This is a genomic window from Pontibacter sp. 13R65 (assembly GCF_047525655.1).
GTDB lineage: Bacteria > Bacteroidota > Bacteroidia > Cytophagales > Hymenobacteraceae > Pontibacter.
This window is the reverse complement of record NZ_JBLIQL010000010.1, coordinates 153437-177606: the sequence shown is the minus strand read 5'-3', so window position 1 is coordinate 177606 and position 24170 is coordinate 153437. Positions and strand designations below refer to the sequence as shown.

Here is a 24170-nt window from a genome sequence, read left to right as displayed (position 1 = left end):
AATTCAGGAGCATGTATAAACGTAGACCTTATTGGCATATTCTCATTGTCACGTTTGTCTTTTTATCCATTGAGGTGCTTGCCTATCTGATCAATCCTTTTGAAAACCCCTGGTCAAGTTACAAGTATGTTTCCTATGGGGAATTTGCCTGGACGTACCTCTACTGCCTTTTCGTCTCCTGGGGAATCCTGAGGGCGGGCTCGTTCATCGCTTCTTTTTTGAATAAGAAGCTTCCCTGGACAAGCTCCCCGCTATCGCGGTTCCTGCTGCAGATGGTGCTGCTCATTTTAACGGTAGGCTTGCTTTGGGGACTGGACCTTATCCTACGGTTTGCTTTCGGTTCCCCCACCTTAACGCAGGAGCAGAGTTTAAGTGTGTGGCAGTTCTATATTGCCAGCGTTATCGTGTCTATATTGGTCAGTATGGTCCACACAGGCGCTTTCATGTTGGAGAGGTGGCAAGTGTCTATGTCAGAGGCCGCGGAGCTGCGGGTAAAGGCCCTTGAGTTGAAAGAAGTGGCCATGGAGTCGGAGTTGCTCTCGCTCAGGCTGCAGCTGGACCCTCACTTTATGTTCAACAACTTCAACACGCTCTCCGAGCTTATTAATGAGGATGCTAACACCGCATCTAAATTTTTGGATAATCTCTCGAGGGTGTACCGTTACATGATTCAGAACCTGAAAAAGGACCTGGTGCGGCTGGAGGATGAAATCAGGTTCTTGGAAGCTTACCTTTACCTGATCCGCATCCGCCACGGGGACAATGTGCAGGTGGAGATTGACCTGGATAAGGTGCTGATGGGAAGGAGCATCCCCCCCATCACGCTGCAACTCCTGGTGGAGAATGCGATCAAGCATAACATAGCCAGCAAGGCCAGTCCGCTCCTGATCAGGGTCTACCAGTCCGACCCTTCGCAGGTATGCGTGCGCAACAACCTGCAGCGGATACCTTCCACCATCTTCTCCACCAAGCTTGGCCTGCAGAACATAAAAGACCGTTATCTGTTGCTCGGGGGAGTGATGCCGGTGATAGAGGAATCAGAGGGTCATTTTACGGTAAGGCTCCCGTTGTTGGATTTTTAGATATGAAAGAAATGAACGTGCTGATCATAGAAGACGAGCAGCTTAGCGCCTCCAGGCTAAAGCGCATTCTGAGCGAGGTTAACCCTGCCGCAGAGGTGCTGGCCGTGCTGGAAACCGTGCAGGAGGCGGTGCAGTGGCTCAAGACAAACCCCTCGCCTGATGTGGCGTTGATGGACGTCCGGCTGGCCGATGGACTGAGCTTCGAGGTTTTTGAGAAGGTGAGGGTTACCTGCCCTGTCATCTTTACGACAGCCTTTGATGAATACGCCTTGCGTGCCTTCAAGGTGAACGGACTGGATTACCTGCTCAAACCAGTGGAGAAGCAGGAGCTTTCCATGGCGCTGGGGAAGGTCAGCGACAGGCATCCCGAAAGCTTTTTCCAGGAACAGATGCGAAGCTTCCTCTCACAGTTCCGGGGCAAAAGTACTGTTTACCGCAAAAGGTTCCTGATCCCCCTGGTAGATGGCTATAAGACCGTTCCGGTGGAGGAGGTGGACTATGTCTTCTCAGAAGCAAAGGTTTGCCACCTGGTACTGAAGGGAGGGCAGCGGATAGCCGTGCCGCAGACGATGGAGGAGTTGGAGGAAGAGCTGGACCCGGATGCCTTCTTCCGGGCAAACCGGCAGTTCATAGTGAGTGTCGAGAGCATCGGGAGCATCCATAACGGCTTTAACGGAAAGCTGATTCTTTCCCTAAGAAAGGACAAGGAGGTGGTAGTTAGCCGGGAGAAGGCGCCAGCGTTGAAAAGCTGGCTCGACAGGTAATAGGAAATCAATTACGTGCGCCTTCTGGTGTATAGCGCAGTAAGTATATTAATATGGCATTGGCATGAAAAGCAACCTGGACGATAAAAGACTTCTTACACATGCCCCTATAGGAAGGCTCTTTCTGACATACGCCATTCCGAGTGTTATCACCATGGTGTTCTATGGCTTTCAGAGCCTGGTGGACGGCGTGATCGTGAGCAACCACTTAGGTGCAGAAGCAGTCGGCGGCGTAAGTATCATCATGCCGTTCTACAGTGCCATCATGGTGATTTCTCTTATCGTCGGAGTCGGGACCCAGGCATTGATTGGTAACCTATTAGGCAAAAAGAACAATGAAGAAGCGCAGAATGTAATGACAACTGGTTTCTGGGCGTTACTGGTGATCGGCATACTAGTTACAGTTTGCAGCTATCTGTTTGCGGAGGATTTTACCAGGTTGCTCGGCGCCGATGAGGTCCTGCTGCCGTATGCGTTGGGTTATATGAAAGGCCTGTTGCCATTTGTAGTCCCTATCACACTTGCCTTCTATTGCGATGCGATGCTGAAGGCAACCGGGCATCCGAAGGTCTCCTCACTGATCATGTCATCTGCCGTAGTACTGAATTTACTGTTAAGCTTGTTTTTCATTGTTGTGCTGGAATGGGGGATAACGGGGGCGAGTGTGGCGACAGGGCTTGCCTTTACCATTGCGCTTCTTGTCTCAGCAACTATTACCTTCAGATCCAAGAGCAGCATGTCCATGCTGAAAGGCACGTTTCAGTTCTCAATGCTGAGACAGGCTTTTTACAATGGCTCATCAGAGGGTGTTTCAGAATTGGCCTCCGCGATGACGATCCTGATCATGAACCTTGCTATTATGGACATGGTGGGGGCAGCGGGAGTTGCGGCTTTATCAGCCATCAACTATGTTAATTTTACAGGTGTGCTGCTTTTTCTGGGTATATCGGATGGGCTCATCCCTGTGCTAAGTTACAACTACGGGGCAAAGCAGTTCAAGCGGGTGAGACGCCTATACCGTTTCGCTCTGACCGTTAACATCGTAGTCGGCTTAGTCGTTTTTACCTTTCTCCAGTTTTTCGGTGATTTGGCTGTAGGTATATTCTTTGACAGTTCGAATAGCGAGGTATTTGATATTGCCTTGCAGGGCTTGTCCATCTACTCTTTCGTCTTTTTAATGAATGGCTTCAATATTTTAACGACAAGTTTCTTTACTGCTCTGGGACAAGCGAAAAGCTCTATCATTATTGCCGGGTTACGGGGATTGGTGTTTGTGGTTGGCGGTGTGGCCTTGCTACCCAGCTTCTTTGGTATGGATGGTATTTGGGCTACTATTCCTGTTGCAGAGTTTCTGACTCTTTTCGTTGCGGTGTTCCTGGTTGTGGGAGCAAACAGGAAAATATTGTATTGATGCTCTCTAGTTTTTTAACAGTTTCCCGCGCTGGTGGTAGATAGCCCTCAATCAATTAAAATGGTCATTCAATCAAATCATTGCTAAATAAGAGTATCAGTAAATTATATATTCATAAACCGGCCTAGGGTCTTGCTGATATAAATTGACAAAACCTGTCTCACAATGTGGTAGAGTAATAGGAATTTTACCTGCCTCCGATGCATTCTTCTGTGTTAAATAAATCTTAATTAGACCTCTAACTACGCCTCTAATAAACTTTTTTAATGCAGCTCCTATGGCTATCAATAGTATTGATACGTTAACTAGTTTCGTAGTTTTTGCTGTTGTATAAGCCAAGGATAGATTAGCAAAAGAGGAGCTATAGTCAATTAAGCCAAATCTCTTCTTTTGCCAATTCCTAAATCACTTATTCATTCGGTAAAAATCAGCGATAGCAACCAAATCATCGAATAGATTATTCGATATTTGAGACCTTTACTCTAGGTGACCCAATAGGTGACTAATGTCCCTCAGCTGCAGGGTCTACCATCAGGGCAGCATCATCTTATACCCGTACAAGCGCCCGTTACCTATACTTCCTCTTCTCAACTTGTATGACTCTTCTTTACAAAATTTAAGCAGTTAACACATTCTGGCAGTAGTTTTGTAAAGCGTAAAGCAGGATTACATTTTTACACAGCCAATGAGATTCATCTGCCTCCTTTTTGTTATTTTACTCGCCTTTTCAACAGTTACAGCATCTGCTCAGTCCCTCCCGACAGGGCCACGGAAAGAGCAGGGAAAACCAGTACGATTAACACCCGTTCCCTTGAATGCCTCACCTGCTGAAATTCAGAAATTGCTGGACCGGCATCATAATGTATATTTTAAGCCTGGCACCTATAACATTGGCACACTGCATATCAAAGATTGGCAACGTGGCCTGATATGGGGCGCAGGACGGTTAACGACAACCTTAAAAGGTAATATTGTCATTAGTGGCAGCCGCCAAGTTACGATTGGCAACTTCAGCATCATCAACAACAGTGTAGGAAAAGGCAATGCCGTTATTGATGTGGTTGGCAATAAAGAGGGGAATTTAACTCTGCTTAATGCATTAGTCACAGGCAAAGATGGTACTGCCATACGCCTGAAAGCCCCAGGAAAAACTATCATTCAAGGATGCAATCCAAAATCAAGCGATATTGGTATCAGCATCGAACATCCTAAAGCCATTGCCCATGTTTTTGGTGGCAACATTCAATATAACAGGGTTCACATTCTGCAAGTGCAGGGGCACCTCGATGCCCGGGCCTTTGGTATGCAGGTAAATAAAGGTGATGCGGACATTATTCTCCAGTCGCCGTCGCCGGTTGGTTATCATTTAATTGAAGGTCTCCGCTCGGAAGGCAACAACGGGGCAAACACACAAGAGAAGCTACTCCATGTACCATCAACCTCAGCTGCTGTTAATGTAGTATTGCGTGCCAACACGTTAGGGAGCATGCTACAGTATGCAGATTATAATGCTAACGGAACACTCATATTGCTGGAGAATGTCAACTATCCAGGTAAAGGAGATAATAATTCTGTTGGTATAACGACTGGGAGTAGAGGGCGGGCAAATATTATGAGCTTCGGAAACAAATATGGCTTAAGCTACGATGAAGCCCCGGGCCCATTTATCATTAGCCGAACCACAACGGTTCAGTCTATGGGAGATCTGTGGATGCTGCCAAACAAAACAGATTACAAGAAACCGTTTAATGAGCCTATAACTAAGTCGGCGATGCAGAAAGCAGGCAAGGTTGTGCCTCCTAAAGTGTCTTTTTTGGTAACAGCAGACTCTGCCGCTGTACAGCTACCTGTTTTCCCTCTTTATGAGGCAGCCACTTTGCCTCGTATAGCCAATTTGTCTGAGCTGATGCTAAACGTGAAAGATTTTGGTGCCATACCAAACGATGGAAAAGACGATCGCGAAGCCATACAGAAAGCTCTGGAAGCAGCACTAATAGGCGGCAGAACTTCAGAGCCCATTTATTTCCCAGCCGGAAAGTATGAGCTGAGTGAGCCCTTGTTTCTCGATCATTTGGCTGGTGGTGGTTTTTGGGGCGATGGCGCAGACAAATCAGTTTTGGTTAGTACCACAGGCAAGGGTGTCCTATTATCTGATGGTGCTGGGTATTCTACCTTTGTAGATATGGGGTTCGAAAATAAGCCTGGTGCAGAAACAAAGACAACTGATTTTGATTGGGTTAATGCTCAGTCAGCAGATAGAAACCGAAAAAAAACGGGTGCCGCACTGCAGGCAAATATGTTCTATCGCTGCCGGTTCGAGAATGGGGGAACCGGGATGGCCGTTGGTGCTCATAAAATGGGCGATGGCTTTATGATCGTAGACTGTGTCTTCAGAAACAACAAAACGGTGAAAGGAGAGGGAGCTGCTTACGCATCAGAAAATTTCAATGTACTCACCAATCCCTTAGTGCACTCGCTTTTCGATGATGTTGACTGCGCTGTTTCCAACAAAAAAGGAAGCTTCAACTTTTATGGCAACAGGTTAACTAATATCCACACAGCAGCACTTAAATTTTATACCATCGTTGGGAACAGCTTTGCCATTATAAACAATGAAATGGATGCCTCTCCGGTTCCTTTTGTAACAACAGGCCACAGCTCGGCAAAAGCCCACCTTCTCCTGGAAAGAATACATGTGAAGGCAGCGCTAACACAAACAAAAGCCTCCAGATACACGCTTGGTGGTTCGGTCATGTTTCTTCACTCTTCCTTCCCTAATCGTACTATAACAAACGGTGGTGGTATCGGAGATAATTCTTTGATTTTATACAAAACTGCCGCTGCTGATGCTCAGGCAACAGGCAGAGCACACGGGTATATGCTAGATATAAAAAAGAAAGGGAAAAAAAATTAACTGAACCTATATAGTAAACGTTTGCCTATTCGGACTTCTGGCGCGCTATTATCAGGCTACTGTTTCGGCAGCTCAATATAAAAGCAGGTTCCTTTGCCCTCTTCGCTCTCAAACCAGATTTGCCCTTTATGCCACTCCACAATTGTTTTGATAATAGACATGCCAAGGCCTGTTGTAGGCTCTCCTTTCAGGCCCGGCCTGCGGGCATTTGTAAATTTATCGAACAGCGTGGCATGGTACTTCTTCGGAATTCCTACGCCGTTATCTTCCACCTTAACTAAAACACTTTCTGGCTGTTCTTCTATACTTACTGCAATATAGTCACCATCTGCCGTAAATTTAATGGAGTTAGATATAAGGTTGTTTATTACCTGAATAAATTTATTGTCATCCAGCTCAACATAAATTTCATCGCTGGAAGCAGAAAAACCAAAAACGCGCGGTATTAACTCTTTTTGGGCTCTCTGGTATTCTGCTGTGGCCTCTTTGATTTTAGAAACTATATTTACCCGCCTTGTAATAACATCTGCTTCCAGGCTTTCCAGAAATTCCTGATCAATAAAGTTCTGGATCAATTGTACCCCCTGCTGGCTGCTCTGCCTTATGATGCCAACTAAATGGCGGGCTCTGCTGTCTTGCTGCACCTCCTCCGCCAACATAAATGCCAGACTTTGAATATTGCTCAGAGGCCCCGCCAGGTCATGAGACAAAATATTTAATACAGCGTTCTTCTTGTTCGAGTACTTTTTCAGCACATCGTTATAGTGCTTTTGTGCGGTAATGTTTTCGGCATGGCCAATAACCATCAACTGCCCATTGGCTTCTTTAAAAACAGAGGGTTTTATGCAAATCCACTGCTCCTGCTGGTTTGCTAGCTTAATGCGGAACTCAAATGCCTCCAGCACGCTGTCCTCAAGCAGCCATTTGTACTTTTGAGCAACATACTCCTGGTCTTCAGGGTAGATTAACGCCAACAGCTCGCTTGGATTGTCGAAATTGCTTTTGTTTATGCTAAAGGCTTGTTCAAAAGCTGGGCTTAAGTAGGTAAATCGGTTAGAATTGACAGCATACACAAAAAAGCTCTGTCCGGTTTGCTCTACTAGGGCTTGAAAAATAGCTGATGAGGGTGTGGGGTTATTTTCCATAGTGTGCGGGGCTGTTTTTTCCCCGCAGGCAGGCTCCATTTAGTAAATATAACGAGAAATAATTTTAACTACTAGTAACGGCATCGTTAATAAAAGATCGCGATAAGCACCAGGTACTCAGCAAATAACAATTCTATAAGTGGCAAATTATCCGAAACCACCCCACGCAGACCTACAATAATAACTCGCCTGGCTAACACCTAAATTATTCTAATAAAAATGGCCTTCCAGAGGTTTTTTGCTATTTCATCACCTTAGCGCCACATTGGGCACTGGTGAGTAGGTTCTAAAGCCGTTGTAAAATTTGCGATAGCTTCTCCCTCTCGATGGGCTTGATCAGGTACTCCTGCACGTTGGAAAATTTGTCTGCCCGCTTCCTGTCTAGCTCGCTGGTGGAAGATGACAGAATATACACCTTGTGTTGCAACCCTTCCTATTGAAGCTTTTCCAGAAATTCCCAGCCGTTCATCTCGGGCATGTTTAGGTCCAGAAAAATAACATCTGGCTTTATATTGTTTAGCTCCGAAAAGGCTACAACCGGCTTTGTAAATTCGTAAACCGGGTAAGTGGGGTAGAGGAGATTAACAAGTGAGGCTGTTATAAAATTGGCAATTTCCACATCATCAACAAGCATTATCTTCTTCATTTGCAACATCGTGTTTCTTTTAGGCCTTTAGTTCGGTTAATTCTGCGGTGGCTTTATATATCACCGCTTTCAGGGCTTCATCCAGGTCAGTGGACGAACGTTTTAATTTAGGCAATATGGTCTCCTTGAGTTCTTCCGGGGTATGACAATAATCGGCTAAGGTTATAAGGCCAAGAATGCGGCTAAGAGGTTCGCGCAGGTGGTGTGCATTCATAATCGATACTTCTATCAGCTTCTCATTTTTAGCGGCTATCTCCTTTGTTCTGTGTTCAATAATTTCCTGCTGGTGCTGGTTAATAGACGTAATAAGCGCATGCTGCTTATCCAGCATCTGAAAAAGGCATATTTCCAGCAGTTTAGACTCTAGGTTTTCGGCCAGTAATTTTACAAAAGTAATGTCCCGCCTGGTAAACACCCTACTCTTACCCGATAATAACGAGATAACAATCTGGCACTCCTCCCGCTCAAAGCACCAGGCCCATAGCTCCGCCTGCTCTTCTTCAGCTAAGTTATAGGCTTGCGGCAAATCCAGGGTAGCCGGTTGGGTTGTGTGCATCGGTTCTCGTTGTTGGAGCAACTGAAGCTCGTGCGGCAAGTAACTTTGCTGTTGCTGCACTTCTACACCGCCAGCACTAACTGTTATATGAACAATATAATCGTTCCAGTTAAAGCTAAGCCTATATACATGAAAGTTAAATAAGTACTTCAGGTTTACCTGGAGCGCCTCTGCAACAGCATCGACAGTTCGCGACCTGATAAGTGTATTAGAAAACTTAGAAAATGCCTCATACCTGACCCTATAAACCTGACGACTATCCATTGCTGTCTGCTATTGCCCAAGTCTACGCCTCTAAAAAGCAGGCTCCAGTAACTCTTCGTCCAGCTTGCAGCCCCCTCTCTTTCGATACATTGCAGATGATCAGTTGCTTCATGGTGTTCAACACCTGGCCCACCAGCAAGATAGACTGCACTTTAACCCAGTTATTACGCAGCAAAGTAGCGTTGCTGCTCTGGCATTTAAACCTGTTTAACACAAAAGAAATTTGCAGACTCTGCATCATTTTGTCATAAACAGAGCGTACCTATGAGGTGACATCTTCATAACTGACCATACTGAATCTGCTGGATTGGGTAGTCGTAGGCATAAAAAGGTAAAAGGTAATCTTTTAACAAGGTACTATTAAAGCTCAAAGTTAAAACCATTTCTGCTCAAGTCAGCAATAATAAATTATTAAACTTTACATATACCTGCTTTTTACTGTATTTCAGTATTAGTTGAACTGAAGCTATAGTTAAGCTTTTACCTCCTGCCACAGTTGCACCAAACCGATAAATGATGGCTTATAGGCAGGCACTAAAAAGGCCAGCCTTCTACATCTTTAGTGCAGTTGTTAGCCCCTCCTGCAACAGCATAAGGTTTGCCCAGCAGTTTTAAACCTTTGCTACAGCGCCTCCTTGTTCTTTCCAGGCATTAAAACCGCCTGCTATATGCGCAACATGCTTTACGCCCATCTCCTGTGCTTTCTGGGCTGCCAGCGCAGACCGGCCACCACTTTTGCAGTAGAACACCAGTTCCGCATCCGATGCAAAAATGTCTTTATGGTAAGGGCTATGCGGATCAATGTAAAATTCCAGCATACCGCGCGAAGCATGAGTAGCGCCTGGCACTTTTCCTTCTCTAACCAGTTCCGGCTCATCGCGCACATCTATAAACCGAACATTTTTATGGTTGAGTAGCGCCATTGCATCTGTCACTTCATAGGTTTTTATCTGTTGGTTGGCTTCTGCCACCATTTCTTTTAAGGTCTTTTCCATTGTATTTGTTTTAAAAATGAATTTTGCTCTGTGCAATTTGTAAAAGAGTTGAAAATCTTGGGGAGCGAGGGCATGTGCAAAGCACAAAACAGGCTTATTTTGTAAGTCTGTACCGATTGTAACTGATTTAGCCTGATGGCCAATAATATTTATACTTACGTATTTCAGGCCAAACTGTCCTGTTTCCAAGCCTGCCCCATCATAAAAAACACGCTGCAGGTGGCCTGGCTGTAGAACCTGCAGCAAGAACCTGATACTTTTCATTATCTTCGACCTCGAAGTTCTTTACTTTATTCTTCCGGATATCAGGTATATGGGTAACACCACACTTAATAAGGAACCATGTGAAAATTACGGGCTGTGCCGCAACTGTAAGTAACAAAACGAGTTGTTGCCAACTAAAGTCCATTATTCCCAATTACGACGCGGGGTGAGAAGGACGGCAACTCTGCAGGGCGAAGAGGCGCTGCTGCAGCAAAACCAGGAAGCAGTGGCGCTTCGCAAATAATTGGCGCTCATTCATAAGCCAGCCGTAAAGGCACAAATTGCTGCTATTGCCTAACAGCAGGAACGCCTGCACCCGCTTTACAGGTGCAGGCCTTCCCTTTCTCAAATTCTGCTAATGAAAATAGCCTTCCGGGGGCAAAAACTTATTTTAACTTACATACCCTATGCCACACCACGAAGACAAAACCTGCCCCAGGTGCCAGCAGCCATTCGAATGTAAGGTTGGCTCTATTTTGCTTTGCCAGTGCAGTACCGTTCGCCTTACCGAGGCAGAGCGCCAGTACTTAAACACCCGCTACTCCGACTGCCTCTGCGCTACATGCATGAAAGAACTACAAACAGAATTTAACGTGCAGCAATTTGAACAGAAGCTGAATCGCCTCATGAACCAGTTGCGGCAGTAGAGTTTTAGCCTTACCCAAATACACTGTTAGAAGCTGTAAGTATATACAAGCGAGTATAAGGTGCACAAGGCTAAAAACACTCCCGAAAGGCCTTTTGTATTAGCAGAATTTGCAATGTGTGTATTTTCGTCACCGCGTACTCAATGGTGGAGCTAAGTCCATGTTACAGGCAAGGCCGCAACCCATTGCCAAGCGAACATAACTCTGACTCCATTTTAGGCAAGTACAAGTTACAAACGTTATCAGCCAGTAATATAGAATGCTTAGCATCAGAATGAGGCTGTTTACTAAAAATTTTAAATAAATTATTAAAATGATCATAACTAAAAGTTCTTAACCTGAAGAATTCCGTATAGCAAACTAAATTATATTTATAATTATTTTAACTATAATAAGCTCGTTACGCATCCGAGTGGCTTGTACTCCCAAAACTATTCTGTAAGAGTCCACGCCATTTCAGGATACATTCTTAGCCTCCATATCTTTATTAGCTCCTCCTTCTCCACGCGCCTCTTACAGGCCTTACCAGTTGAAGTGCTTTCTGCATCCCAGAAACGACCATTATTTAAGGCTATGAAAAAGAGCTATCTGAATTTTTTAAGAATTTTAGGATCTGTTAATCCAAAGTTGGCTATCGTGTTTTTAAGCATGGGCAGCAGTCTTCTTCTGATATTTGCTGTCATGCCACCGAAGGATGTAGTGGCATCAAAAATAACTGGCTTAAGTGTCAAATTAAACTCTGCTGCCCCCTCTATGAGCAGCCTCACAGCCTTCACGCCAGATGCCTTCTCCAGCTTTAAGAGAAAATTGGCAAAGACAGTTTTGGTGCAGACATCGTCAAGCAACGCTTATATGGTAGTCGAGAATCTTGATAAATTTCCGGCACCAGATCGCTTCACTGCTTCACGTATCCAAATACCGTGGCGAAGAACAAATCCTGACGGTACCTTTACAGCTTACAACGCTAATCATGATAAACTAAGGCTAAAGATCAGCAACCGAGGCACCGGAACACTTACTATTAACAGCCTTACCCTTAGTAATACCACTGCCTGGAAAATAATCTCCATCAATGGCTCCACGCCATCCTTGCCCAGAAGCTTAAGCACCGGAACCTCTGTAGAGGTACTCATACAATTTGTTGCGAAGGATTTGGGAGGCCGGGTTAAAGTTCTTAACAATACCCTTACCATCAACTCCAATGATGCCTTACATCCTGTTAAAGAGGTAAAGCTGCATGGCCTGTGGCAGTATAAGGGAGAAGGTAATAACGAGCCTTATGCCCAGGAGATTATCAATGCCTTCGGCTTAAAAACAGTAGTAGGGTTTAATGCCAACGACGGCTCTTCTAACCGAGGTACCGTAGCGGTTCCAAATTCTGATGAGGTTCTTTCGCCCTATTTCATAAGGGCAGACTTATCTAAGCCAGTGTACGTAATTCAAATGGCAGCTTACCACGGGTGCTGCAGTCAGACAGAAAAAATTGAGTGGCACGCCAAGGGGAGCACGGCCGTTAACAGTATATTCACGCATATAGGGCTGGATGGCCAGACGCTACTGCCAAGAAAGGGAAACACTAATCTAGTGCCTGCAGATGGTTCCTTTTCACCCTCAGGTGCTTTCGGACTGAAAATACAGAAATCCTACACCGACAGATCCTTAAACTACCAGGGCAAAATCGGTGTCCGGATCTGGAAGGCCAGGGATGCTAACGGCAACATTGTTCCGAATGCTTATATCATGGCCATGGATTACCTGACATCCACAGGCGTTAACTACGACTATCAGGACAATATCTATTATGTGAGCAATTTAAAACCCGAAACTGGCTCAGCTCATTTCTCTGAGTTGGCTGCAACACCCTCAGCTGTCTCCTTTGGTTCTCTGCTAACTGGTAGCAGCAAAACCATAAGTGTTAACCTGAAGAACCTCGGGAAAACTTATGCGGGTGGCAATGATCCATCTATTCAACTCACAAGTGTGGCAAATATAACCGGCACAAACCGGTCCGAATTCTCGGTTACCGCTATCCCCACTACAGCACTTGCTCCACAGGGTAGTATCAACTTGTCGGTCAGCTTTAAGCCCACCACCCGGGGATTAAAAAATGCTGCCCTGCTGGTACACTACAACAATGCCAGTTCACCGTTGCGCATACCACTTTATGGCATTGCCAATGGTGGTGGTTTTACCATTACAGCTGCTAAGCGCATAAAAGGAGCCGCTGATGCCAGTATGACCATTGGAGGCAATGCTTGGGAAGCAGATGTTAACTATCGGAAAGGCTCCATTAAGCTGGATAAACAGAATGTTACTACCCCGATTGCCGCTACAGACGATGACGTGCTTTACCAGACTTATTTGTCGGCATCAACAAATTTGGCTGAAACGCGCTACGAAATTCCCCTCTCTAATGGCAGCTATTTTGTTCGCATGCACTTTGTAGAGAACTTCTTTTCCGCAGCAGGAGCCAGGGTGTTTAGTATTAGAATGGAGAATCAACTGAGCCATTCCGGACTGGACATTTACAGTGAGGCAGGCTACCGAGCGGCTCTGGTAAAGGATTACGCAGTCACTGTGGCAGATGGTGTGCTCAACCTCAATTTTAAACCGTCTGCAGATCGCCTCGCCATTGCAGGTGTCGAAATATACAGAGCTCCCTCCGGATCAGGCCTGGCAGCTTCCAGCACATCAACTCTGGAAGGCGAAGCAACCGATCAGAAAACGCAGCTGCTCCTATACCCTAACCCAAGCAAGGGCGACAATACACAGCTTGAATTATCAGGTTTTGCCAGGAAGGAAGAAGTTGTTGTTACTTTATATGATATGCTAGGTCGCCAGATTCAGGTTACAACATTCATTACGGATGACTTGGGAGCTATCAAAACAAAACTGGTTCTAGATAGGCAAGTGAGCCGGGGTATATACCTCTTTAAAGCACAGACAACTTCAGGAAAGGCACAATCTTACCTGGTGATAGAGTAAGTGGCATCACGACATGGCCTGGTTACCCCGAAGGCATCCAAGCCGGCAGCCCGCTCTTCTTTCCCTAACCTACATTCTTCGTGGCCTTTTCCAGGCAAATTATTTTATCTAACTATTAAATCAGAAAGTCTTTAAAGAAAAAACAGATGCAGTGCTCTATTACTTTTGCGTCCGCCTGGCAGCAGGTCCTGCTGCTGGTAACAGTCTTATTCTCTACTCTCCCCCAAGCCATAGCACAAGGCTGCCCGCCAGTAAGTACGCTACCTTGTAATCAGATACAAGCATCATTGCCCGTAAATCTTACATTTAACAGCAGTGTTTCCGGTACCATAACCGATCGTAATGGAGTAGGCACGGGCTTCAGAATGATAGCTCCTTACTCAGGCACACGACTTTCAGCAGATGGCACGCCTAGTAACACCTCGGTACCAGGCTACGAGCGCTCTAAACTAACTGTGAGCTCAGGCACATTAAAACTGGTCACCAACAAGGGCATTGCCCATCTTGCCAACGACAACCAATTGAACACACTTGGTGTACAAGTAGATTCTCGGAATAATCTCCAGATCGATGTTATTTTACTAAATCCTTACAACGGCACTTCGAGTCAACAGGCAGGGCTATGGTTTGGCCTACATGATAAAACGTACCTCAAGCTGGTTGTGTCTGCCAATAAAGTAGAGTTCAGAAAAGAAATAAATAATGTATCCGGCTCCTCTGACCAACGCATTACGGCTGCTATAACCGGGCTCAACACTAAAATTGTAAGGCTACGGCTTTTGGTAAATGCGGCCACCAACACGGCAGAAGGATTTTATTCCACCGATGGCACAAACTACCTGAACGTAGGAGCAGCTTACGCTACTAAAAGCCTGAGTATTGCAAACATGGAACTGACCACCAATGTAGCCTATGCGGGTATATTTGCCACCCATCGCAATGCAAGCACCCCTGTAACGTATACTTTCGATAATTTTTCTGTCAAGGCAGTTACGCCTTCACTAAACCCTTACGTTACGGCTGTGCGTCCTGCCAATGGCGCTACCGATGTACCCCTCGATCAATCCATGTCGGTTGACTTAGCATTTCCGAGTGGCAAATCTATTGATGGGAGTACAGTTAACTCCAGTACGGTAGAATTGTTTGAGGTAACAAGTACCGGCTTAACCAAAATTACAGGTGCGGCCGTCAATTCAACAGCCGCAGGTGATGCCATTACGCTCTCGGCCACACTCACAGCCAGCACCACCTATGAATTCAGAATTTCTGATCAGGTAAAAGACTTGAATGGGTATACTTTGGTTCCCTTTCAGTCCCGATTCCAAACGACCACTTCAACACCGGATACACCATCGGACTTGAAGGGTGTGTCATTTAGTATGAAAACATTAATTGACAATAGCTTCGGGACTTATGGCTTTACAACCTTGGCCATTGGCCCGGATAACAGGCTCTATGCGGTTACATCTGGCGGAAAGATAGAACGCTGGGATATTAATGCTGATGGCACTCTTCGAAACCGGGTAACTATTTCTCCTTTTGGCTCCACCATGCGCTTGCTTATTGGTTTCCGCTTCGATCCATCAGCAACAGCCACTAACCTCATCGCCTGGATGAGTCATTCTTCAGGAGCGTTTAGTGCCGCGCCTGACTGGTCTGGCAAGATTACCAGAATAAACCTGAATACGCCAGCTAGTCCCCAACTTACTGACTATGTAGTTAACCTGCCACGCTCTTATAAAGACCACTCCACCAACTCCATCGACTTTGGCCCAGACGGTGCTCTGTACTTTACGCAAGGAAGCAATACCGCTATGGGAGCTCCTGATGCCGCTTGGGGAAACAGGCCCGAACGTGTTCTGACAGCTGCAGTTCTTCGGCTGGACATTGCCAGAGCGCGCCAACTCACGCTGCCAATAGATGCAAAAACGAGAGACGGTGGCGGAACATATATTCCTACAGCATCAGGTGCGCCCTTAACGGTTTATGCTAGTGGAATAAGAAATGCGTATGATCTGGTATGGCACTCAAATGGAAATTTGTATGTGCCTACAAACGGCTCTGCAGCTGGCGGCAATACACCCGAGCTTAAAACAGGCACAATTTGGTCTAATGGTCAAACCTATACTGGCCCCACCATACCAGCCATGACGGATGTACGTGATACCCAGAACGATTACTTGTTCAGGGTGAGAAAAGGCGGCTACTATGGCCACCCAAATCAGTTCCGGAAAGAGTATATCCTAAACGGTGGTAATCCTACTTCGGCAGTGGACCCTGGGGAAGTCGTCTGGACAGCAAATGGCAAAACTTTCGGTTATCCTGTTGGCACACCAAAGGAGCCTAATTACCGTGGCTGGTCTTACGACTTCGGACTAAATATTTCGCCAAATGGCATAATAGAGTATAAGAGCAACGCCTTTAACGGCAAGCTGAAGGGAAGGCTGCTGGTATGCCGCTTTAGCGGAGGCGATGATATTATTATTTTACAACCAGGAGGTACTTCCCAAGACATTATCGGTGCTGTTACAGGTAGCCAGATACCTGGCCTCCGTAAACCATTCGCCAACCCATTGGATATTGTGGAAGATGTGCGCACAGGCAACTTATATATTACTGAATATTATGACGGTAACGGGAAGGGCAAACCCTATCTTACCTTATTAAAGGCTGATCAACCTGCCACTATATCTGCCATAGTCACCACCCAGGCCAGCACTATATCTCCAGAAAGTGAAGATATGGAGGTTTATCCAAATCCCGCGGCAGGGGGTAAAACCACTCTAGAGTTGCGCAACTTAAGTGGCTTATCGGCAGCAACCATTTCCATTGTAGATGCAACCGGACGCTTACTTCAGTCACAAACAGTAAACACCGATGAGCAGGGATCTGCCCGAACAGAGATTGTGTTTGAGAGGCGTCTGAGCCCGGGGCTTTATATTATCAGGGCGCACTCCTCCACAGATGAAGTAAGATATAGAAAGCTACTGGTGCCGTAAATTAAAAGGGTTGCTAAAAAACCTCAATAAGAAAAGCAATCTTAAACGCTCCGAAAGAGCAGGCAATAACTGAAATAGTAATTCTTTTCCTCCTCCAGTGTAGTAAAGCAGGGGGGCTGTCTCCCTCTATTAAAAGATGGATACAGCCCCCCTGCTAGATCAAATGCATATCAAAAGAGACAAACCGGTTGTAGCAGCAACTGCCACCATTCCACTAAAAATGAATAAAGTCGCTCAAAATAGCCAGGCTCAGCCCGAGCAAGGTAGCAATTAACTTGTTGCGGTTAAAGTGGTGATCTGGGCTTGTTTCAAAAAGAATGGTGGTAGAAATGTGCAGAAAGTTACCGGCCACTATACCTGTAAGGGCGGTATAAATAAGGCTCTCGCTGGTGAGCCCGCTTAAGAAGGTATTGCTGAACACAACTCCCATAGGTGCGCCAACAGCAAATATCAGCAACCACAGAAATGCCTTTTTAAAACTCTCCAGCCGCGAGAGCAGCACCGACATCAGCGCAAAAGCAGCCGGAATGTGATGAATGGCCACTCCCAGCAGAATAACATAAAAATTATTGCGTTCATGCACATGCCCCACATGCACCTGCCCTTGTCCGGCATCTACCAGAATACTTCCTTCTAAAAAAGAATGCACAAACAGCGAGCCCAGCAGCAAAAAAGGCAATGCGCCCACCCGACCATGTTCGTGTACATGCATATGCCCGTGCTCTACCCCATGCGAGAACAGCTCCAGCACCAACTGCAAAAAGAACCCCGCCAGTATCCAATATCCTACGGCATGTGGGTTTTCGTTTGCCAGCAGCACATCGGGCAGCAAGTGAATAATAGTAATGGTAAAGAGGTAGGCACCGCTAAAGGCAAGCGCCATTTTTAACCAACGGCTATTGGTAGGCGGAAAAATCTTTACCAGAAAGCTGGAAAACACCACCGTCAGGAAAAGAACAAGAATAGCTATTATCATGGGCACCTGCTATTTTTTAAGCACATAAATCATTCGCTCGCTTTTTAGGCGGCAGTAGGGAGTAAGGTCGTAGCTACCGAATACATCGACCAGACGCAGTTTTGCCATCTGAAAATACTCCATAAAGTCTTCCTGGCGCAGCGCCCGCACCCGCTCCACAAATTTATAATTCTGGTTCTGGTCGGTAAACGATATTGTTTTCACGATAAAGCCGTTTTCAACTTTCCGGGTAATATCAAAATGAACCCCATGCAGGTTCTTCTCCTCGTGCGCTACCAGGTGCTCTATCGTTTTTTCCGTGTTCATAAAATCAATAACCAGCTTACCGCCTTGCTTCAGAGAGTCGGCAGCAGCCAGCAAAGCTACTACGTTTTCGGTTTCGTTGTCGAAGTAGCCAAAGCTTGTAAAAAGGTTTAGCACAAATTCGAAGAAGGCCGGCTTATATACAACCCGCATATCGTGCCTGCTGAAATGGAGCTTATCGTTTTCGAACTGTTTGGCATAAGCGATGCTCTGCCCCGAAAGGTCTATACCGGTTACATCATATCCTTTTTGATTCAGGTACAGCGCATGGCGCCCTTTGCCGCATGCCAAATCCAGTATTTTGTGGTCAGGCTTTGGGTGAAGGTACCTTAGTAGATTATCGATAAAGGAACGGGCGTCCTGCTCATCGCGGTTACTGTACAGAATATGATAATAAGGTGAGTCAAACCAAGTACTGAACCATTCCTCCGGCTGTGTCATTCTTTCGATAAAAGCAATTATGTTGCAAATATAAGACTAATTTTGCTCATCCCCTTGTAAATACCAAAACAGGGGTAAAGGCTGCATAAGCGATGAGCAAAAAAAGCACTGCCGCTGCTGTGAGTCACAGCAGCGGCAGTGCTACGTAGATGGCAAGAAAAAAATTAGCGACGTATAGCGCCTGCTTCTGTATTAGTTTCTTCTGTTTCCTGAATACTATCGCCTGGCTGTATAGTGTTTGCACCTGGATCGTGGTTAGGCAATACCTCCTCGTGCTGCTCTCCGTGGCCGTGTACTTCGTTTACAGCACCTACGTTGTGGGTATTGCGAGTACCCGGCTGCACATAGTCTACAGATACTTTTGTTTCTGGTCTCAGGTCTTTAGGAGTATCGCACGAAGCGATCATTACTACACCGCATGCTGCGGCCAATACTGCTACTACGTTCTTATTCATTTTTGCTCTTGTTATGCTTCGTTTTATAAAAGCTACCATTTGGCAGCCCAAAGCCTCTATTTACGAAAATATTATTCTTTATGGTTATTTTGGTTTTTAGCTCAACAGGTTCTTGCGGCGCAGCATCGACTCCATCAGCTTAATATCGTTGGAGCTATTGAAGATACGGAAAGGCAAGTGAAAAAATACGGGAACCTGAAATGTTTTTGCCAACCAGCCTCTAAAGCCTTTAGGCAGCATTTCTTTACCAGGTTCTTTCAGCCACAGCATATAGGCATCGTCTTGTAGGCTGGCTCTGTCGATCATGTCCCAGGTAAGGGCCATGCCTTCGCGGTCGTTGCGCTTCATGAGCACCTGCCGCTGATCTATTTCATAATATAGTTTCTCGAACAAAACTTTGCTTTGCTCCATCTGTGTAACCCCCATTACCTGTGCCGACCGGAGCAGCACAAACAGAATGGTAATAATAATGGCACCTGCTACCCACCACCACGAAAAGCTGTAGAGTGTCGGCAACAGAAACAGCACCAGCGGAATTAACGCATACCACCAGTCTTTGCGCCAGATTTGCTTGAGCGCCATGGTAGTGTAGGTGTTTTTGTCGAACTGATACTTTTTTGTACGAATAGCCAGTGGGGAAGACCCTTGAGCTGTTCGAAAACCTCTTTGATTTGGTTGTTGCATAAAAAACGAACTATCGAAACTGTAATTTTTGCCTTCCAGCAATGCCCTTAAAGGGCAAAAGCGACCAGGAACATCTACTTTTTAAAATCTCGGTGCAATTTACGCTAAATTAATATGCTTTCAGACTCAGATCTAAACTTTTAGTAGAATGCGTGAGGGCACCAACCGAAATAAAATCTACGCCACTGCGTGCCACATCTGCTATGGTCTCTTCTGTAATACCTCCAGAAGCCTCGGTTTCGTAGCGCCCAGCAATGAGCTGCACGGCCTCCTGCATCAGGCTTGGCGACATATTATCGAGCATAATGCGGTGTACTCCGCCTGTCTCCAGCACCTCGCTTACCTCTTGCAGGTTACGGGTTTCAATTACAATTTTCAGGTCTTTGCCTTTCTCCTGCAGGTAGCGCTGCGTAGCCGTAATGGCTGCTCGTATACCGCCTGCATAATCTACGTGGTTGTCTTTGAGCATTACCATGTCAAACAGGCCAAAGCGGTGGTTCAGACCGCCGCCTATCAGCACGGCCCATTTTTCCATCATCCGAAAGTTGGGTGTAGTTTTGCGGGTGTCCAGCAGTCGGGCTTTCGTGCCTTCTATCAGCTTGTTGAGGTTGTGCGTATAGGTAGCAATACCGCTCATCCGTTGCATGCAATTGAGCACGAGGCGCTCTGCTGTAAGAATAGATTGCGCTTTCCCCTTTACAGTAAAGGCAATTTCGCCGTGTTTAACAGGTGTGCCATCTGGCAACAGCACCTCAAGCTGCAGCTCTGGGTCTACCTGCCCGAAGATGTACCCAGCCAATTCCACACCAGCCAGAATGCCATCTCCTTTTACAAGTAGGCGCGCCTGATTCTGCGCACCATCAGGAATGGAGGCCAAAGAGGAATGATCTCCGTCGCCTATATCTTCGGTTAAAGCCTTGGAAATAAATTCCTTTATATTATTTTCTGTTAGGTATATTGCTTTCACAGTGCAAAAATAAAAAAAGCCCGGGATTATCTTCCGGGCTTTTCAAAATATCGTTCGCTATCACTAATCTTTGATAAAGTTGATCGAATATATCTGCGCTCGCCCGTCTTCTTCCTTAAAACGAACAAGTACTGTATTAGATGCGGCTTTGGAGGTATAAGCTAAAATTACATAGCGCTGGCCACCATCGGAGCTACCTTTATGACCTACAGAGCACTCTACAGGAGGGTATTTACTGAAAAAGTTTTTCATCACAAACTCTGCCTGGGTATTGCTGTAGCTAGTGGCATTGCCGCCATCCATGGTAATTTCTACTACACTGTTAAAGTTTCTTGCCAGATCTTTGGCAGACCCAACTTTAAACGCAGCGCTTATCCGGCCAATAAAGTCGCCCTGTGCAATAGTATGTCCTACAGGTAAAAACGCCACAGCCATCAGAAAAGTAAGTACTACTGCAATATGTTTAAAGTTTCTCATAAAGATTTAATAATATCTCGCTTCTGACAGTAGCTAAAACTATGCCAAGAGCATAGTGTTGGGTTAGACTTTGGTTATTATACTGTAAATTAAATAAAATGGCACCTCACCGCCAGCATTTATGGCGGCAAAAGGGCGTTTGCCCTGCTTTTGAAGCACTTGCTGATGTACCCCAGTAATTCTTTTTGGTTGAACATTACATTCCTGATTTCTCATAAACAACTTCTCCTATACCCTTTGTTGCCAACATGGAACCAGGCTCCTGTAACTCTACTTGATGGGGTTATTTCCACTGCAGAGTTTCAGCACGTTCTCCCTGATCTAAATTGGTTGCCAAAGGCTCCGGAAGGCCTTTTTCATTTAAATAATTTAATACTTATTCAAACAGCCAATGTTTTAGCAACCCGGACATGCCCCTCCACAACGTTTTTTCTGATAGTTCGAAAAATAAAGCTTGTTCCTATCCCTATGGCACGGCTACAGACACTATTTTGTTTCAATATAATAGCAATTACTGAATATAGGAAACATCTGATGTGGCTTTTGTACTTACAACTTGAGTAGCGGGGGCAATACAAAGTGCTGCCCGCATAGTAACAGATTGTTGGTAAACTTGCGTGACACTTCCAGAAAAAAGTTTTATACTTGACAGATCAAACTTTAGTTCAATAGCCTATACACAAACAGGCTATTGAAAGATTATACCTATATTTGCACCATGGATAAAAAGGTACTCTTAGTTATTTTAGATGGGTGGGGAATCGCCACGAATCCGGAAGTTTCGGCTATTCAGAAAGCACATACGCCCTTTGTTGACTCTATTCTCCAGCAATATCCGCGTACAACCTTACAAGCCTCTGGCGAAGCAGTAGGTTTGCCGGAAGGCCAGATGGGCAACTCAGAAGTTGGCCACATGAATATTGGTGCCGGACGCGTGGTGTATCAGGATCTTGTGCGCATCAACAAATCTATTGCAGAGCACAAGCTGGCTTCCATGCCTGCACTGGCTGATGCTTTTTTGTTTGCCAAAGAGCAGAAAAAAGACGTGCACCTGATTGGGCTTCTCTCTGATGGGGGTGTGCACTCACACATTGAGCACCTGAAGGCACTTTGCTCTGTTGCCAACGACTTTGAGCTACACCGCGTTTTTATCCATGCCTTTACCGATGGCCGCGACACCGACCCTAAAGGCGGCGTTAAATATATTAATGAGCTGGAGCAGCACCTCGAAAACACCACCGGCACCATTGCCTCTATTGTGGGCCGCTACTATGCTATGGACCGTGACAACCGCTGGGAACGCGTAAAACTAGCTTACGACCTGCTCGTGCACGGCAAAGGAGCTCCTTCTCAGAACCTGATTAAATCGATGCTGACCTCTTATAACGAGGGCGTAACCGATGAATTTATTAAGCCAATTGTAAAAGTAAACGATCTGCAGCAGCCAATCGCTACTATTAAAGAAGGCGATGTGGTGATCTGCTTTAACTATCGTACCGACCGTGGGCGCGAAATTACCCAGGCCCTGACCCAACGTGATTTTCCGGAACAGGCCATGCAGAAGCTTAACCTGCGCTATATCACGCTCACCAACTACGACGATTCATTTGTAGGAGTAGAACCTATTTTTGATAAAGACAACTTAAACAATACTTTAGGAGAGGTACTGGCAACGGCAGGCAAAACACAGATTCGGATTGCCGAGACTGAAAAGTACCCGCACGTTACGTTCTTCTTTTCAGGAGGCCGCGAAACGCAGTTCGAAGGGGAGAGACGCCTGATGTGTCCGTCGCCCAAGGTGGCAACCTACGACCTGCAGCCAGAAATGAGTGCCTTCGACATTCGTGATGCCATTATACCGGAGATACAGAACAAAACCGCTGACTTTATTTGCCTTAACTTTGCCAACCCCGACATGGTAGGCCACACAGGTGTGTTTGAGGCAGCTGTAAGAGCATGCGAAGTAGTAGACCAATGCGCACAAGCAGTAATTACTACCGCTCTCGAAAATGGCTACGACACCCTGGTAATTGCAGACCATGGCAATGCCGATTGCATGATTAACCCGGATGGTACACCAAACACAGCACATACCACCAGCCTCGTGCCATGCGTTCTGGTAAGCAGCAGCTACACAGGTAAGCTGTCAGAAGGTAAGCTGGGAGATCTGGCTCCTACCATTCTGGACCTGTTAGGGCTGCAACAACCAGCCGAAATGACCGGAACTTCTTTGCTTCAGAAATAAAAGATACTTGATTAAGTTAAAAACCATACTGATACTTGGCTCTTTTGGAGCCATGGTAGCTTGTGAGAGGCCTGCAGCACCACCATCTGCCAGTGCTGCAGCCTCTTACGACTTAACGGGCTATCTGGAGCAGCAAAAAACACGCCTGCAAAAAGAGCAACCTATGGTCCTGAAGTCTGTTACAACCCAACAGCAACCAACAGAAACCATCGAAACTACCAACCTGGATTGGGCCGATGAACTGGCAATTTTTCAGGAGGTAGATTTAAGCCGCCCTGCGTTGCGCGATTTCTATACCGAAACCATTACCCCCTTGCCAAGTGGCAGCACTCAGGTGCTTTACACCAAATCAGAGACATCGGCAGCGCCTGTGCAATACCTGCAGCTCCAGCTTTCGCCTAAGCAGGAATTAGAGCGCCTGGAGGCTTACATGCTCGATAAAAACGTTTTGTTCTTTTCTAAACGGAAAATTGTTCTTACCACTAATCCAGAAGAAAACGGCAACATTTCATCATACCACATAGAGGGTACCCAAAAACTGATCTTCAACGACTCTCTACATTACAGTGTAATGGCCAACCTATAAAACAGTGCAACTGGGCAACAGCAATAAGTTGAGGTATTATAAGATGAATAACAGGTTAGTACTGCTTGCCAAGGCTCTTTAATGCCTGATTGTTTGCACGTGCCAGGCTGTTTCTGAAAAAAGATAATCTCTTTGCACTATATTGTTATTTATCTAGTTTAGTAGTAAATAATAAAGGCTAAAGGCAGATTTTTAACATTGAATTTTGCTCAGGAAATCAGCAGGCAGGGTACCTTAACTTCCTGAGCCAGCCACAAGCATGGCTTAAGCAGCTTGTCAGACTCTTAGGTCAGCTGATTCTGTTATTTGCCGCTTCTGCAACATTTAGCCAGCCACAGCCGAACACGCTCAGATATAACCTGTT

At 45.8% G+C, this 24170-nt stretch carries 21 protein-coding genes and 1 riboswitch; of the genes, 9 read left to right on the top strand and 12 right to left on the bottom strand.

What is annotated here, in order from left to right; genetic code table 11:
- The first annotated feature begins 11 nt into the window (after positions 1 to 11).
- The 4 genes from ACMA1I_RS13880 (at position 12) to ACMA1I_RS13865 (ending at position 6171) form a co-directional block, all read left to right on the top strand.
- Positions 12 to 1082 carry a sensor histidine kinase gene (locus ACMA1I_RS13880; protein ID WP_337068978.1) on the top strand — a complete coding sequence of 357 codons (1071 nt, stop codon included), beginning with the start codon at positions 12 to 14 and terminating at the stop codon, positions 1080 to 1082.
- A 2-nt stretch (positions 1083 to 1084) separates the two neighbouring features.
- A complete protein-coding gene (locus ACMA1I_RS13875; RefSeq protein WP_337068977.1) occupies positions 1085 to 1846 on the top strand; it encodes a LytTR family DNA-binding domain-containing protein in 762 nt (253 codons plus the stop codon).
- A 64-nt stretch (positions 1847 to 1910) separates the two neighbouring features.
- The gene (locus tag ACMA1I_RS13870; protein WP_337068976.1) at positions 1911 to 3257 is read left to right on the top strand and encodes an MATE family efflux transporter; all 1347 of its coding nucleotides are present in this window, start codon (positions 1911 to 1913) and stop codon (positions 3255 to 3257) included.
- Positions 3258 to 3942: 685 nt separating this feature from the next.
- Entirely contained in the window at positions 3943 to 6171 is a 2229-nt protein-coding gene (locus ACMA1I_RS13865; protein ID WP_337068975.1) for a glycosyl hydrolase family 28-related protein, read from the top strand.
- A gap of 56 nt (positions 6172 to 6227) precedes the next feature.
- Here ACMA1I_RS13865 and ACMA1I_RS13860 read toward each other — a convergent pair whose 3' ends face one another.
- The 5 genes from ACMA1I_RS13860 to ACMA1I_RS13840 all read right to left on the bottom strand — a co-directional run bounded on the left by ACMA1I_RS13860 (position 6228) and on the right by ACMA1I_RS13840 (position 9777).
- Positions 6228 to 7316: a PAS domain-containing sensor histidine kinase gene (locus tag ACMA1I_RS13860; protein ID WP_337068974.1), complete on the bottom strand. Its 1089-nt coding sequence runs from the start codon at positions 7314 to 7316 to the stop codon at positions 6228 to 6230.
- Positions 7317 to 7749: 433 nt separating this feature from the next.
- The gene (locus ACMA1I_RS13855) at positions 7750 to 7962 is read right to left on the bottom strand and encodes a two-component system response regulator (RefSeq protein WP_337068973.1); all 213 of its coding nucleotides are present in this window, start codon (positions 7960 to 7962) and stop codon (positions 7750 to 7752) included.
- A 19-nt stretch (positions 7963 to 7981) separates the two neighbouring features.
- Positions 7982 to 8782 carry a hypothetical protein gene (locus ACMA1I_RS13850; protein WP_337068972.1) on the bottom strand — a complete coding sequence of 267 codons (801 nt, stop codon included), beginning with the start codon at positions 8780 to 8782 and terminating at the stop codon, positions 7982 to 7984.
- A 22-nt stretch (positions 8783 to 8804) separates the two neighbouring features.
- On the bottom strand, positions 8805 to 9023 hold the full coding sequence (locus ACMA1I_RS13845; protein WP_337068971.1) for a hypothetical protein: 219 nt from the start codon (positions 9021 to 9023) through the stop codon (positions 8805 to 8807).
- Between the two features lie 370 nt (positions 9024 to 9393).
- Positions 9394 to 9777 (bottom strand): rhodanese-like domain-containing protein, encoded by a 384-nt coding sequence (locus tag ACMA1I_RS13840; protein WP_337068970.1) that lies wholly within the window; start codon positions 9775 to 9777, stop codon positions 9394 to 9396.
- 290 nt (positions 9778 to 10067) lie between these two features.
- Positions 10068 to 10277: riboswitch (cobalamin riboswitch) on the top strand.
- A 171-nt stretch (positions 10278 to 10448) separates the two neighbouring features.
- On the opposite strand from ACMA1I_RS13840, the gene ACMA1I_RS13835 reads away from it, so the two are divergent.
- Positions 10449 to 10688, top strand: coding sequence for a cysteine-rich CWC family protein (locus ACMA1I_RS13835; RefSeq protein ID WP_337068969.1), 240 nt, complete (start codon positions 10449 to 10451; stop codon positions 10686 to 10688).
- A 584-nt stretch (positions 10689 to 11272) separates the two neighbouring features.
- Here ACMA1I_RS13835 and ACMA1I_RS13830 read toward each other — a convergent pair.
- Positions 11273 to 11533: a hypothetical protein gene (locus ACMA1I_RS13830; RefSeq protein ID WP_337068968.1), complete on the bottom strand. Its 261-nt coding sequence runs from the start codon at positions 11531 to 11533 to the stop codon at positions 11273 to 11275.
- A 7-nt stretch (positions 11534 to 11540) separates the two neighbouring features.
- Between ACMA1I_RS13830 and ACMA1I_RS13825 the strand changes: the two genes are divergently transcribed.
- Together ACMA1I_RS13825 and ACMA1I_RS13820 are read left to right on the top strand one after the other, a co-directional pair.
- The gene (locus ACMA1I_RS13825; protein WP_337068967.1) at positions 11541 to 13673 is read left to right on the top strand and encodes a malectin domain-containing carbohydrate-binding protein; all 2133 of its coding nucleotides are present in this window, start codon (positions 11541 to 11543) and stop codon (positions 13671 to 13673) included.
- Between the two features lie 146 nt (positions 13674 to 13819).
- Complete coding sequence (locus ACMA1I_RS13820; RefSeq protein ID WP_337068966.1) at positions 13820 to 16672, top strand: Ig-like domain-containing protein; 2853 nt, start codon at positions 13820 to 13822, stop codon at positions 16670 to 16672.
- A 214-nt stretch (positions 16673 to 16886) separates the two neighbouring features.
- Here ACMA1I_RS13820 and ACMA1I_RS13815 read toward each other — a convergent pair whose 3' ends face one another.
- The 6 genes from ACMA1I_RS13815 to ACMA1I_RS13790 all read right to left on the bottom strand — a co-directional run bounded on the left by ACMA1I_RS13815 (position 16887) and on the right by ACMA1I_RS13790 (position 20975).
- Positions 16887 to 17648 carry a ZIP family metal transporter gene (locus ACMA1I_RS13815; protein ID WP_337068965.1) on the bottom strand — a complete coding sequence of 254 codons (762 nt, stop codon included), beginning with the start codon at positions 17646 to 17648 and terminating at the stop codon, positions 16887 to 16889.
- Positions 17649 to 17657: 9 nt separating this feature from the next.
- Positions 17658 to 18392, bottom strand: coding sequence for an SAM-dependent methyltransferase (locus ACMA1I_RS13810; RefSeq protein WP_337068964.1), 735 nt, complete (start codon positions 18390 to 18392; stop codon positions 17658 to 17660).
- A 164-nt stretch (positions 18393 to 18556) separates the two neighbouring features.
- Entirely contained in the window at positions 18557 to 18847 is a 291-nt protein-coding gene (locus ACMA1I_RS13805; protein ID WP_337068963.1) for a hypothetical protein, read from the bottom strand.
- A gap of 96 nt (positions 18848 to 18943) precedes the next feature.
- Complete coding sequence (locus ACMA1I_RS13800) at positions 18944 to 19531, bottom strand: hypothetical protein (protein WP_337068962.1); 588 nt, start codon at positions 19529 to 19531, stop codon at positions 18944 to 18946.
- A 109-nt stretch (positions 19532 to 19640) separates the two neighbouring features.
- Positions 19641 to 20498 carry a carboxylating nicotinate-nucleotide diphosphorylase gene (gene nadC, locus ACMA1I_RS13795; protein ID WP_337068961.1) on the bottom strand — a complete coding sequence of 286 codons (858 nt, stop codon included), beginning with the start codon at positions 20496 to 20498 and terminating at the stop codon, positions 19641 to 19643.
- Positions 20499 to 20561: 63 nt separating this feature from the next.
- Positions 20562 to 20975 (bottom strand): DUF4783 domain-containing protein, encoded by a 414-nt coding sequence (locus ACMA1I_RS13790; protein WP_337068960.1) that lies wholly within the window; start codon positions 20973 to 20975, stop codon positions 20562 to 20564.
- A gap of 718 nt (positions 20976 to 21693) precedes the next feature.
- On the opposite strand from ACMA1I_RS13790, the gene gpmI reads away from it, so the two are divergent.
- Together gpmI and ACMA1I_RS13780 are read left to right on the top strand one after the other, a co-directional pair.
- Positions 21694 to 23220: a 2,3-bisphosphoglycerate-independent phosphoglycerate mutase gene (gene gpmI / locus ACMA1I_RS13785; RefSeq protein ID WP_337068959.1), complete on the top strand. Its 1527-nt coding sequence runs from the start codon at positions 21694 to 21696 to the stop codon at positions 23218 to 23220.
- A gap of 7 nt (positions 23221 to 23227) precedes the next feature.
- Complete coding sequence (locus ACMA1I_RS13780) at positions 23228 to 23806, top strand: hypothetical protein (protein WP_337068958.1); 579 nt, start codon at positions 23228 to 23230, stop codon at positions 23804 to 23806.
- Positions 23807 to 24170 lie beyond the last annotated feature (364 nt).